The sequence below is a fragment of the Gaoshiqia sp. US2 genome (assembly GCF_059705485.1).
In genome coordinates this window covers 2,320,063-2,332,833 of sequence record NZ_AP048550.1, presented here as the reverse complement: position 1 = coordinate 2,332,833, position 12,771 = coordinate 2,320,063, and the positions used below count along the sequence as shown (strand labels likewise).

Genomic DNA, 12,771 nt, shown 5'->3' with positions numbered 1-12,771 from the left:
TTCAAAAAAGGCTGGTTTTATAAAACTTAAAGTTCTCTTTAAAAGAGTATAAAGGATTAAATAGAGATATTAATCCAAAAAAAAGCAAAAACAACCAATATAGGGGATAAAAAATAGGATCATTATATTTTAAATATTTACTACAACTTTCTTTAAAAATCACTCGTTTCCATTGATTCCAATTCTGCTGTTGTTTTGTCGATCCGTCCTCCAGATGTATGATTCTTGTTTCATTTATTATGTAAGACTTATATCCTTTTTTTCTTAACTTAAATTGCAAATCTGTTTCTTCAAAATACATGAAAAATTTAGGATTAAAGCCAGAAACGTTAAAAAATACATTTTTTTTTATGAACAGATTGGCACCGGAAACGTAATCTATTTCACAAAAAGATTTTGCATGATTATACTTCTCCTCGTATGATTCGCCAGTTTTGTTAATTTTGGAAATATGTTTTATGTATCTTATTATTAAATTTAAGCTTTTGGGGAAATCACCTCCAGAATTATTAACTTTTAAATCTTTAGTAACCAATAAAGTACCTAATACTCCAATCGAAAGCTTTTTTTCATTCTCTTTATAAAAATTCCTCAATTTCATCAAAGAATCTTCAAGAAGAAGCGTATCTGGGTTTAGAAAAAACAAAAATTTTCCTTTAGCATGACTGGCACCAATATTGTTCGCTTTGCCATATCCATAATTGTTTTCATTCTCTATTAGCAAAATCTCAGGAAAATCTTCTTTTAGTATGATGAAGGTCCTATCTTGAGATTTATTATCTACTATTATAATTTCAAATTGGCTTTTATTACAAAATTCATATATCGATTGAACACAATTTCTAAGGTCGTAGGTATTATTATAATTAACAATAATTATTGATATGTCTATATTCATATTCGCGCTTTTCTTAAGAGTTCTTTAAACTGACTAGCAAAACTATACAAACATTCATTTGAAATGATTTTTGCTTTTTCTTTTGCTTCTTTACAAGGATGTGCTTTTTTTATAATTTTTTCTATTTCATCAATGGCTTTTGAAATATCAGGTTGTTGCTTCCCGAAATCCTTAATATCAAACATAAATTCTTGTAGCTCTAGTGTTTGAAGAAGACCTAACATCTTATGCTCATAAGAAAGTGCAACAAATGGCACCTCATTATTAATTGCAAAAACAATAGAATGGTATCTTGCTCCAATCACCAGTTTTGCTTTCGAAATAATAGACTGTTGGATATCTGAACTATATTGATCAGAAGTAACATAAATCCGATTATCATTTGCCATTTGTTTCAAATGTAGAAAATAAGCCATGTCACCTTTTTGTCCAACATTAAATAACTGAGGTAACATTATAATATTATCATTTGGATATTTTGTCAAAAGTAAAATTATTATTGCTAAGTAAAATTTTTCTAAATATGACTCAGAGCAATTTTTAAAAGCTAAATGCCACGTCAACGAATTTGGAACAAATACAACAAACTCTTTGCTATTAATAATATCAGCTATTTCAATAGGTATTTCAGCACATGGTGTATCTATAAAGGCAGTATCAATTGCAGCAATATACTTCAATCCTATTTCATCAGCTAATTGCATAGTTCTGGCATCGCGGATAGATAGAAAATCAAATTCTTTCAAAAGGTTATAACTATTTTTCTTAAACACTTTGTCCCATTTCGTTCGATCTAAAAAAGGTCCAAACGACCGAGAATAATAAGCTACTCTTTTATTATATGAGATAGCCAGCGCTAAGTTGTATATATGATTCCAGTCCTGAAACAATCCCATACAAATTCCACCTGGGGCACAAACAATCAGATCTGCCTCTTTTATCTGCTTAACCACTGATCGGTGGGTAGGATATAAAGCGGACAATTTGATCAACCCTAACCGGAGCCCCCAACGTTTGATATGAAAAGCGATTGTGTAAAAAGTCGGTATATTCAAATAAGTATTCTGAGGTGCATTAACCTTCATTTGATCGACACTGTCCTGCCGCGCACTTGAAAAAACAATCGTGATTTTGGCTGACGGAAAGCGTCTGTTTAATTCTCTCACCAAACTCCGATGGGCGGCTTCATCTCCCCTGTTATTTGTTGGCTGATTGATGATTAATATATTCATAATGAACCCATTCTAACTCAATCTATAATTCGTGGTTTCTAAAATTGATTTTCGCTGAGACACAGCAACATTAAATTGACCTAAAAGACATCCAGTTCCAATAATAACAATAGGAACCTCATTCTCTGGGATATTAAATCTTGCATGTAAATCTCTGATCTTTTTTGCCTGAAAACCAGTGGATAGTGGGATTGTTCCAAGACCTAATGAATGCAAGGCATATAATAAACTCATTGCATACATACCGCCATCTACATAAGCTTGATACGGCTCATGAAATAAAAAAGCATTCAGATTTGTAGTAACCAGTATTGCAAGAGGTATATCCTGCTCAAAACCATTGGCACCTTCTTGCCATTTTAATAAACTATAGGTCTTTTCAGGAGAAAATACATAAACTTTCCATCCTTGTCTATTACAAGCAGATGGAGTTCGTTGTGCTATCTCCAATGCCTTATCAATAAGTTTTCTATCAGGATACTCTTTTGAGAAATACCTTATAGAATGTCTGGAGTTAACAAAATTTTGAAAGTTAATTTTTGCGTTTCTCCATATTTCATCTTTTGAAACTTCCTTTGTCCCTGCATGAGTAAAAACGATACTATTTGTACCAATTACACGACATAATACTTCGTATTTGGCTTCAATAATGGGGATCTCAATCTCATTTCCTTTTGTATACTCAATGTATGACCTTATGGTACTTAATGGATAATTTAGAAATTCTTTGTCTTTATATAAATCCAAATATCGCTCAAGCCTTCTAATCAAAATCAACACTTTTTCCTGCCCAAACCCTCTTCTTGGACTCTGCATTGACATTCCTTTTTCTATCACATGAGTCTCTCTCAAAAGAACATACTGCATCTTCTCCTTATTCTTGTCTGTATTTATCGATGCGTTATGCTTCAATAACAGTAAAAAAAACACATTGGATTCTTTCCAATAATTAAATAATAATTTGAATTGCCTGAGAATCCTTTTTGCATAATTTATAATCATTCGAATTTTTGTTGTGTGAAATTTATTAAGACTGTTTTTGCAATGTTGACCACAAATAAAAATCGGGGTTTCGACTTGTAGAGGAACTGTAATGACCTCCAATTATTAGCTGTTTTTATTCAATTAAATTTTCGACTCTTTTGCTATAATTCTCCAGCCAGAATAAAGAGAAATAGTTTGTATTTTAAATATCGTTCTAAAAGGAACTATAAAATAATTTGAAAGATATCCTGAAAATGCTATTGTTGCAATAGTCGCCCATGCTGACCCAATAATACCCCACTTTGGAATCAATAACAGGTTTAACAAAACGCAAACAAAACACCCCACAATATTCCGAATAACGGCATATCGCTGTAATCCTTCTATAATTATCAACTGCCCTGAAGCACTTGATAAGGACATACCAACTGCTTTCCATGCCATAATCTGTAAAACCGGAATCGCTGCAAAATATTCATCGCCGAATAACGTGGTTATAACCAACCCCGAACAACAAGAAACAAGAAAAGCCATGAATATAGAACTCCAAACCATCATGTTCATAAATTGTTGTTTTTTTTCATTATAACGCTCTTTATTTGTCGAGTATAGCTGAACAAGTAATGGCATAATTGTTTGAGCAATTATTATTGGAAGGAAAATCATAAATTCTGTAAGTTTTGAAGCAACTGAAAATTGGCCCAATGAACCATTATCAATCATATTCCGTATCATCACATGATCAATTTTTTGATAAATAATAACCGCAGCTCCTGATAAAAGTAATGGGTAAGATTCTTTCATCAACAAGATTGCAATTGACCGGTCAAATTTCCAATCTTTTACCTGTCCGACTTTATTCCTATAAGAATACAAATAACCACCCGCAATCAATGTAAAGTCAAACGTAGAAGCAATAATAAACCAGGATAAGGGCGCATGATAAATAAGTAATACCACTTTTATACCTGTTCCTATAATAGTTCTACCTATTTCTGTTTTTACGACGTATTCGTTTAAAACAATGGAAGTAAAGTAGTTTCGAATAGTATTAAATGTAGAAAAGATTAATGATAATGAATAGACCATTACCATTATTGTCGTAAATAAATTTGATTCAAAAACTAAAAGACTAACTATTATGATACAAATTGTACCCAACGCAAAAGTCAACCGTAATATAAAGGCTGAACCCATGATTTTTTCCTTGATATCATTCTGTTTGGATAACTCGCGAATCTCTATGTTATCCATACCAAATGATGCTAATATGGAAAAAATGGTCACATAGCTAATCACATAATTCATCAATCCAAATTGATCAGGACCCAAATAACGAGCAACCAAAACACCAACAAATAAACCACTTAGAATATTAACTGTTTTACCTAACATCGCCCAAAAAACGTTTTTAAAAATCTTTTGTCTGTTAGGTGAAAGATTAAATTGCAATAAAAATCTATCTAATTTCACAAATTCTTATCATATTAATAAATGTCAAAAACGTATATTCAAGAACAAAACACTTACTCTTAGCAATTTGCCTCAAACTGATTCATTTCTCCTGCACATCTTTTCATACTCCCCTCGTGTCCCCGCTGTTCACCTGGCCAACTCAATCTGCATGATCAGAATATCACCGTGCGTTCTCTTCAATTCGTAGCCGGCATATCGTTAAATTGGCAACCGGATCTTATTGATTATCCGGACATTTACACAACCGTTTTTTATTTTTTATGTTGCTCAATATATTTAACATTTTTTATACTGAAAATAATGGCTGATTGGTCGAATTTTCGGAAATTAACTCTTGATATGTTCACCAGTTATTTAATTTCAAAATTCAAAAACATGTCAATCTTAATCAAAGCCGTGGAACGTAGCAATCCACAAAAACCGGAAGAACCGCATAAGTTTTATGCAACCGTTGCCACCCGCGGGACCATCGATCTGGATGGCCTGTCGGACCAAATCGCCCTGAATTCTTCGCTTAGCCGCGGGGATATCTACTCCGTTTTGCTTTCCTTGTTTGACGTTGTTCCCAGGGAAATGCTCGATGGTAAAATGGTCAAACTCGGAAAATTAGGCAGCATGTCGTTAAACCTCGACAGCGAAGGCATGGAGTCTGCCGAAAAAGTAACCGGCGACACGGTTAAGTCGGTACACCTTGTTTTCAGGCCTACCCTGGAATTAAGGGAAGAACTGAGACATTTTTCGATTCGCACCAGCTAAACTTTTGGATGAAGGATCCGGCGCTTAACAGCCGGGTCTTTCAGAATATCCGGATAACATCGTTGGATTTCCCGGATATTACAATCGTATTTCCCGCATAATCCAATTGTGTTTTCCGCATAATCGAAACGTATTTCCCGCATAATTGAAATGGATTTCCCGGATATAATTTTAATTACCAAAACAGGTGCGCGGTTTGTAAGCGCGTATTCGACTTATTTGTTGGTTAAAACAGACAACAGCCGGGAGAAACTGTGAACTGACAACTTCGACTGTATTATCATCTAGCGATAGTGATACTTACATGATACGAAAAAGTAAATCCTGCCAGGAAGGACACAGGCAGCCATGCTTTCTTCAGAATGGCTGTCCTTCAACTTTTACTCAAATACGTTCTTCTTTTCGGGTGGCGCGGTTTGTAACCGCGCATTCAATAATCGTCGATTGAAAATCGACGCACCCGGTGGGCGTTCCCGATTTTTATCGGGACAAGTCTTGACGACCCGCCCACCGATTCGACCAGCACTATTGATTCTGTATTTTCAACCTCTTTACCTCGGATGAAAGACAAGCAATACAATCATGTTCGTTTCATTTATATTTCTTTAGAAGGTAGTCATACCTACTGTTTTCAATATCAGAACATACAGAAAACCAGTCCATTTATCAACAAAATCTTTTGCTTTAAGCTTTTTTTATACCGATAGGCTTAGTGGACGAGGTACCTTCAACTTATTTCTTTGGTTGCGTACATCTCTTCATAATACTTCTCATATTCGCCGCTGGTCACCTGTTCCATCCAAGCCTCGTTATCGAGGTACCACCGAATGGTTTTTTCGATGCCTTCTTCAAATTGCAGACTGGGTTTCCAGCCCAACTCGTTCGTCAGCTTAGAGGCGTCGATCGCGTAGCGCAGGTCGTGCCCGGCGCGGTCGGCGACATTGGTGATCAGTTTTTCGGAGTGACCTTCTTCCCTTCCCAACAGCTTGTCTGTAATCCGGATCATGACCTTAATCAGGTCGATATTTTTCCACTCGTTAAACCCGCCAATGTTGTAGGTTTCGGCCACTTTCCCCTGGTGAAAGACCAGGTCGATGGCCCGGGCATGATCTTCAACATACAGCCAGTCGCGCACGTTCTGACCTTTGCCGTATACCGGCAGCGGTTTGTTATGCCGGATGTTATGAATAAACAAAGGAATCAATTTCTCCGGGAACTGGTAAGGCCCGTAATTATTCGAACAATTCGTAATGATCACAGGCAGCCCGTAGGTATCGTGATAAGCGCGCACAAAATGATCGCTGGCGGCTTTGCTGGCCGAATAGGGAGAGTGAGGATCGTATTTGGTTGTTTCGGTAAAGCATGTCTTGTCAAAACCCAACGAGCCGTACACTTCATCTGTAGAAATGTGATAAAACAGCTTATTGTTCCAGTCGCCGTTCCAGTGTTGCCGGGCCGCCTGCAGCAACGACAGGGTTCCCATGACATTGGTTCGCGCGAAGGTAAACGGATCTTTTATGGAGCGGTCGACATGGCTTTCGGCAGCCAGATGGATCAGCCCGTCGATCTGATACCGGTTAAAAACACCGATGATCGTATCAAAATCAACGATATCTGCTTTTACAAAACGGTAATTGGGCTTCTCTTCCAGGTCCTTCAGGTTGGCCAGGTTCCCGGCATAAGTTAACTTGTCGAGGTTAACGATCCGGTAATCCGGGTATTTATTTACAAACAACCGGGTTACGTGCGATCCGATAAAACCGGCTCCCCCGGTAATCAGGATATTTCTCTTCATAAGCTGCTTAAATGTATGTACGGTTTGCATATACGTGTATGGTTCAAAATAAACAGGACGCGTTTCTAAGCCGGGGATGTTGTTTATCTTTTTCAGACAACACGATGTCCCGGGGATCAATCTTCCAGTCGATGTTTAGTTCCGGGTCGTCCCAGGCAATGGCCCCTTCGTGCTGAGGAGCGTAATAGTTGTCGCATTTATATTGAAAAACGGCGTTGTCGCTTAATACCACAAAGCCGTGGGCAAACCCGCGGGGTATAAACAACTGGCGTTTGTTCCTTCCGCTTAGCTCTACAGCAACGTGTTGACCGAAAGTAGCTGAACCATTCCTGATATCCACCGCTACGTCCAAAACCCGGCCTGCAATCACGCGCACCAATTTGGCCTGGGCGTAAGCCCCTTTCTGAAAATGAAGCCCGCGCAATACGCCATAAGCGGATTTTGATTCATTATCCTGCACAAAAACAACCGGACCCAATTCATTCTGAAAATACTGTGCCGAGAATGATTCGAAAAAATATCCCCGCTCATCTTCAAACACCCTGGGTTCGATGATGCGTACATCCGCTATGTTTGTTTGAATGATATTCACTGGTTGGCAAGGTTTAACAGGTACTGACCATATTGGTTTTGCTTCATGGGAAGGGCCATTCTTTTGATATCGTCCAGGCTAATCCATCCCTTTTTATAGGCAATTTCTTCGGGACAGGCAATTTTCAGGCCCTGCCGTTTTTCGATCACTTCAACAAAGGTGGATGCCTCAGCCAATGAATCGTGGGTTCCCGTGTCTAACCAGGCAAAACCCCGCCCAAGTAACTGAACCCGAAGCTCCCCGTCCTCCATAAATTTCTGATTCACCGATGTAATCTCCAGTTCTCCCCTGGCTGAAGGTTTTATGTTTTTTGCCACCTCAACCACTTTTCCGGGATAAAAATATAGTCCGACTACCGCATAGTTCGATTTCGGATGCTGTGGTTTTTCTTCGATCGTGAGTACATTTCCCGTCTCGTCAAACTCAACCACGCCATAGCGTTCAGGGTCCTTTACGTAATAGCCAAACACGGTGGCCAGTTGGTTCTCTGCATTAACCACTGCTTCCGATAATACTTTACTAAATCCTTGCCCGTTAAAGATATTATCGCCTAAAACCAGGCAGACCGGATCATCTCCAATAAACTCTTCGCCAATGATGAATGCCTGTGCCAGTCCGTCGGGCGAAGGTTGTTCTGCATAACAAATTTGCAGGCCTAACTGGCTGCCGTCTCCAAACAATTTTCTGAAATTGGGCAAATCGGCAGGTGTCGAGATAATGAGAATCTCCCGGATACCTGCCAACATCAGCACCGAAAGCGGATAATAAATCATGGGCTTATCGTATACCGGCAGCAATTGTTTTGAAATTACCTGGGTAATGGGATGCAAACGCGTACCGGCGCCACCGGCAAGAATGATACCTTTTATCATAAATATTTTAAATTAAATAGATATTTGACTACTCCACCGTGACCGATTTGGCCAGGTTGCGGGGCTGGTCGACATGGCAGCCGCGCGCCAGGGCAATGTAGTAGGCAAACAGCTGCAAGGGAACCACGGTGAGCAGGGCGGCCACGGCAGGGTGCGACGCCGGAATCTCGAACAGGTCGTCGGCCATGTTGCGCAGGCCGTTGTCGCCTTCGGTTACCACCGCAATGATGTTCCCTTTGCGGGCTTTCACCTCCTGAATGTTGCTGACCACTTTCTCGTAGTAACTGTCTTTGGCCGAAACCACCACCACCGGCAAATTATCGTCGACCAGGGCGATGGGGCCGTGTTTCATCTCGCCGGCAGCATAACCTTCGGCGTGGATGTACGAAATCTCTTTCAGCTTGAGGGCGCCTTCGAGGGCAACCGGGAACAGGTATCCGCGGCCCAGGTAAAGGGCATTCACCGCATCCTTGTATTTTTCGGCTACCTGTTTGATGTGCGGGTGCCCCAGCAGGATGGTCTGCACCTTATCGGGGATGGCCAGCATCTCGCCAATCAGCAGGTGGTAGGTTTCCCTGTCAATTTGTCCGCGTTCTTTGGCCAGCTTAAAGGCAAAAAGGGTCAGCACGGTCACCTGTGCCGTGAAGGCTTTGGTTGATGCCACCCCGATTTCGGTTCCGGCATGGGTGTAAACGCCGGCATCTGTTTCGCGGGCAATGCTCGATCCCACCACGTTGCAAATACCCAGGATCAGCGCTCCCTGCTCTTTGGCCATCTTCAGGGCGGCCATCGTGTCGGCCGTTTCGCCGCTCTGGCTGATCGCGATGATCACATCGCCCGGGTGGATGATGGGTTTGCGGTAACGAAATTCCGAGGCATATTCCACCTCAACCGGCACACGGGCATATTCTTCAATCAGGTATTCGGCCACCAGGGCGGCATGCCAGGAGGTGCCGCAGCCAATGATGATGATGCGGTTGGCAGTCACGATCCGGGGGAAAACATCCAGCAGGCCGCCCAGCACAATCTCGTCCTGGTTGGCCCTGATCCGTCCCCGGTAAGTATCCCGGATGGTTTTGGGCTGTTCAAAGATTTCTTTCAGCATGTAATGCTCAAAGTCGCCTTTGTCCAGGTCGCCAATGCCCGGATCGACCCGGGTTACCTTAAAGTTGGCCGGCGTATTGTTCAGGGTTTTCAGTGTCAGGCTGCCTTTTTCAACAATGGCCACGTCGCCGTCGTTCAGGTAAATCATGCTGTCGGTGTATTCCACGATCGGGCTGGCATCGGAGGCCAGGAAATATTCGCCCTGCCCGATGCCGATCACCAGCGGACTGCCCATGCGCGCGGCAATCATCCGTTCGTTCTCGTCTGAACACAGGGCCACGATACCGTAGGCGCCAACCACTTTCGACAAGGCCAGGCGAACGGCAATCTCGGCATTAGCCGCTTCTTCCAGTTGGTAAAAGTATTCGATCAGGTTCACCAGCACTTCGGTATCGGTTTCGGTTTGAAAAACGTAGCCTTTGCCCTGGAGGTCTTTCTTTAGTTGCGCATAATTCTCGATGATCCCGTTGTGAACCAGCACGAACTTGCCGTTCATGGATTGGTGCGGGTGGGCATTGATGTCGTTGGGCTCGCCGTGGGTGGCCCAGCGCGTATGGCCGATGCCCATCTGACCGCTGAGGTCTTTCCCTTCAACCCAGGCTTCCAGATCGCTTACTCTGCCTTTCTTTTTATATGCTTTCAGCGAGGAGTTGTAAACCGCAATACCGGCCGAGTCGTAACCCCGGTATTCCAACCGCTGTAAGCCTTTGATCAGCACCGGGTACGCCTGCTGACCGCCTATATAACCGACAATGCCACACATGTTTTTCTGTTTTGAGAGGGTAGAGCTTCGGAATGCGAAAACAAGGATCAGGCTGGTATGCGCCGTTTGGTAACAGGATCTTTTAATATTTCAATTTCATTGAGGCCCAAATCGACCTGCACGGCATATCCTAACTTTTCAAAACGGATCATAATCCATTTTTTGCCCCGGACATTCACCACTTCGCCCACCACACCTTTAAGTGGGCCACTGGTGATTTTCACCACATTTCCTTTAACAATACGCTCGGTCGAGACTTTGATCCCGCTGTTATCATACTCCAGAAATGATTTCAGCGCCTGAATCTGACATTCGGGGATTACCGCGGGTTTGTTTTCGAATGTCACATACCGCAATACGCCGGTCGTTAACAGAACATCATAATACTCGTCAATACTTACCCTGACAAACACATAACCCGGCAATAAGGGTTCTTCGATGGTTTTTACGCGGTCGCTCCATACGCGGCGGGTTACTCTCAAGGGCAAATAACAATCAATGCCCTTGGAGAGTAACTCCCCGTACACTTTCTTTTCTGTCCTGTAACGCAAATAAACCGCATGCCAATTGTATGTTCTTTTTGTTTTTATCCATTTCATAAATATCGGTACTAATCGATAACTACTTATATTTGAAAACTCCCGATTAGTTTCTCAATCAACTCATTATCAGGGCTGTCATATTCGTGAAAGTAAGTGGTTCCTGACAGCTACGCTAATTGACCCACACCAGTGTTATTCTGATAAGAATCATTACTTCTGCAAGTATCGGAATATCTCGGGTCATATCAAAAACACAGGTATAGACATAATGTGGACAACTAAATATTGATGAAAATTATGCTCTATATAAATGAAACCAGAACAAAAGGACCGGGAGTTACATGTCAGTATTATGGGGACTTCTAAAAACCGGAAAATTTTTAGATATTAAAAATCACTATAATCCGACTAAAGTCGGGAATGCAAAGTTTTATTGTCTGTAATGTCCGGTTTTCGGGAAATTGTTTCTCAATCGCCAAACAGACCCTCCTGTTTATATCCACTTTAATTGCAATTGTCCGGGAGGTTCTCCGGCTTGTATTTTATATGCCCGGTTGGTACTGCGAAGCAGTTCTACCCTATCAAGCATGCTTATCAGGTGTATCCGTACCAGTGAAGCCACAACCGAAAAAGCCTTTTTGGTTTGTGCGATCTTTTGAATAACAGTCATCAGCAGTTGGGCAATGAGTGTGCACCAAACCTGTGTGCGTATTGCGTTTTCATTCTCTCCATAGAAATAGTGAAGCTGGAAGTTTTGCTTCATTTTCTTAAACAGCAATTCGATGCCCCAGCGTTTTTTGTAAAGAAAGGCGACCTCTTCGGCTGTTATGTCAAAATTATTGGTCAGAAACTCAAAATACCGGTTTTGTTCATCCTGGTAACATACTTTGCGCAACCGGATTTTTTCGAAAACATTCAATTGCTTTTTCCCTTTTTCATCTTCGGGGTGATAGGTGAGTTCGATTATCTCATCGCGCAGCACTTTGGCTTTCTCCTTTTTCCGGTAATGGGCACGTTTTACTTCAACAACCTGGTAAACTGCATTCTTTTTCAAACGGGTAACAAAATAAACCTGCTGTGTGGTCCACAAGGCAAACTGGTGGTAATCGTTGTAGGCTTTGTCGAACACGATCATGCTGTGCGAAATCAGCTCAAGGCTTTTCAAAAAGTTTTTGTCATGAACTTTTGCTGCCGTTATTTTTATAAACCGTCCTACCGACTGGACAGCATCAATGAGCATGTGAACTTTCAAACCGCCTTTCTTTTTCCTATCTCCTTTGGGATTACGTCCAACTCCTTTCAAAATATCGCTGAACAAACGAATCGTGGTCGAATCGATTAAAAGCACTTCTTTAAAGGTTAGGCCCAAGGTCCGGCTGTCCGACAAAAATGATCGGTATTTGTCAACCAAGGCAAAATATAAGGCCTCGAAAAAACGGTTATCCCGGTTTCTTAACCCGTCGCTGGCGGTACTTCTGGACGGAGCTTTTTCAAGTCCAAGGTGGTTTAATTTTCCTCCCATAGCCCGCAGCCCTTCACAGACTTCGGTCATCGAATCACACCGGATCAAGATCCCAAACAGCATCGTAATCAAATGGGTTCTGGACTTGAAGGCTTTGTCGTACCGGTCACTGTCATGTGCCTTTACGATCCAGGATATGTTGACTTTCTCTGTCAAGTTTAATATCTGTTTTAAAATCGGCTGTCCGACAAATTTTATTTCTGTATTTTTATCCATGTTGTAAAAAGTTTTTCGC

Annotated in this window: 11 protein-coding genes; 1 reads left to right on the top strand and 10 read right to left on the bottom strand. The window is 41.4% G+C overall.

Annotation, left to right across the window (positions count from 1 at the left end):
• Position 1 precedes the first annotated feature (1 nt).
• The 4 genes from AC6H3C_RS09215 to AC6H3C_RS09200 are packed head-to-tail and all read right to left on the bottom strand — an operon-like array spanning position 2 to position 4,587.
• Entirely contained in the window at positions 2 to 898 is an 897-nt protein-coding gene (locus AC6H3C_RS09215) for a glycosyltransferase family 2 protein (RefSeq protein ID WP_497520473.1), read from the bottom strand.
• Positions 895 to 2,130 carry a polysaccharide pyruvyl transferase family protein gene (locus AC6H3C_RS09210; RefSeq protein ID WP_497520471.1) on the bottom strand — a complete coding sequence of 412 codons (1,236 nt, stop codon included), beginning with the start codon at positions 2,128 to 2,130 and terminating at the stop codon, positions 895 to 897. Before AC6H3C_RS09210 ends, AC6H3C_RS09215 begins: the two co-directional genes overlap by 4 nt.
• A 12-nt stretch (positions 2,131 to 2,142) precedes the next feature.
• Positions 2,143 to 3,234 (bottom strand): nitroreductase family protein, encoded by a 1,092-nt coding sequence (locus AC6H3C_RS09205; RefSeq protein ID WP_497520470.1) that lies wholly within the window; start codon positions 3,232 to 3,234, stop codon positions 2,143 to 2,145.
• A gap of 21 nt (positions 3,235 to 3,255) precedes the next feature.
• A complete protein-coding gene (locus tag AC6H3C_RS09200; RefSeq protein ID WP_497520468.1) occupies positions 3,256 to 4,587 on the bottom strand; it encodes a flippase in 1,332 nt (443 codons plus the stop codon).
• 378 nt (positions 4,588 to 4,965) lie between these two features.
• Between AC6H3C_RS09200 and AC6H3C_RS09195 the strand changes: the two genes are divergently transcribed.
• The gene (locus AC6H3C_RS09195; protein ID WP_497520466.1) at positions 4,966 to 5,346 is read left to right on the top strand and encodes an HU family DNA-binding protein; all 381 of its coding nucleotides are present in this window, start codon (positions 4,966 to 4,968) and stop codon (positions 5,344 to 5,346) included.
• A 727-nt stretch (positions 5,347 to 6,073) separates the two neighbouring features.
• On the opposite strand, the gene rfbB is transcribed toward AC6H3C_RS09195, so the two are convergent.
• From rfbB to AC6H3C_RS09165, 6 genes are all read right to left on the bottom strand, one after another.
• Entirely contained in the window at positions 6,074 to 7,141 is a 1,068-nt protein-coding gene (rfbB, locus tag AC6H3C_RS09190; protein ID WP_497520465.1) for a dTDP-glucose 4,6-dehydratase, read from the bottom strand.
• A gap of 43 nt (positions 7,142 to 7,184) precedes the next feature.
• Complete coding sequence (gene rfbC / locus AC6H3C_RS09185) at positions 7,185 to 7,733, bottom strand: dTDP-4-dehydrorhamnose 3,5-epimerase (protein WP_497520463.1); 549 nt, start codon at positions 7,731 to 7,733, stop codon at positions 7,185 to 7,187.
• On the bottom strand, positions 7,730 to 8,605 hold the full coding sequence (gene rfbA / locus AC6H3C_RS09180) for a glucose-1-phosphate thymidylyltransferase RfbA (protein WP_497520461.1): 876 nt from the start codon (positions 8,603 to 8,605) through the stop codon (positions 7,730 to 7,732). The genes rfbC and rfbA overlap by 4 nt, the downstream gene beginning before the upstream one ends.
• Before the next feature lie 28 nt (positions 8,606 to 8,633).
• A complete protein-coding gene (gene glmS, locus AC6H3C_RS09175) occupies positions 8,634 to 10,472 on the bottom strand; it encodes a glutamine--fructose-6-phosphate transaminase (isomerizing) (protein ID WP_423129698.1) in 1,839 nt (612 codons plus the stop codon).
• Between the two features lie 47 nt (positions 10,473 to 10,519).
• Entirely contained in the window at positions 10,520 to 11,071 is a 552-nt protein-coding gene (locus AC6H3C_RS09170) for a UpxY family transcription antiterminator (protein ID WP_497520460.1), read from the bottom strand.
• Between the two features lie 436 nt (positions 11,072 to 11,507).
• Entirely contained in the window at positions 11,508 to 12,752 is a 1,245-nt protein-coding gene (locus AC6H3C_RS09165; protein ID WP_497516007.1) for an IS4 family transposase, read from the bottom strand.
• Between the last annotated feature and the right edge of the window lie 19 nt (positions 12,753 to 12,771).

What these genes read in the sequence shown, in the direction of transcription:
- glmS (WP_423129698.1), bottom strand. Translation starts at nt 10,472, where the DNA reads ATGTGTGGCATTGTCGGTTATATAGGCGGTCAGCAGGCGTACCCGGTG.
- rfbA (WP_497520461.1), bottom strand. Translation starts at nt 8,605, where the DNA reads ATGATAAAAGGTATCATTCTTGCCGGTGGCGCCGGTACGCGTTTGCAT.
- AC6H3C_RS09170 (WP_497520460.1), bottom strand. Translation starts at nt 11,071, where the DNA reads ATGAAATGGATAAAAACAAAAAGAACATACAATTGGCATGCGGTTTAT.
- AC6H3C_RS09215 (WP_497520473.1), bottom strand. Translation starts at nt 898, where the DNA reads ATGAATATAGACATATCAATAATTATTGTTAATTATAATAATACCTAC.
- AC6H3C_RS09195 (WP_497520466.1), top strand. Translation starts at nt 4,966, where the DNA reads ATGTCAATCTTAATCAAAGCCGTGGAACGTAGCAATCCACAAAAACCG.
- rfbB (WP_497520465.1), bottom strand. Translation starts at nt 7,141, where the DNA reads ATGAAGAGAAATATCCTGATTACCGGGGGAGCCGGTTTTATCGGATCG.
- AC6H3C_RS09165 (WP_497516007.1), bottom strand. Translation starts at nt 12,752, where the DNA reads ATGGATAAAAATACAGAAATAAAATTTGTCGGACAGCCGATTTTAAAA.
- AC6H3C_RS09210 (WP_497520471.1), bottom strand. Translation starts at nt 2,130, where the DNA reads ATGAATATATTAATCATCAATCAGCCAACAAATAACAGGGGAGATGAA.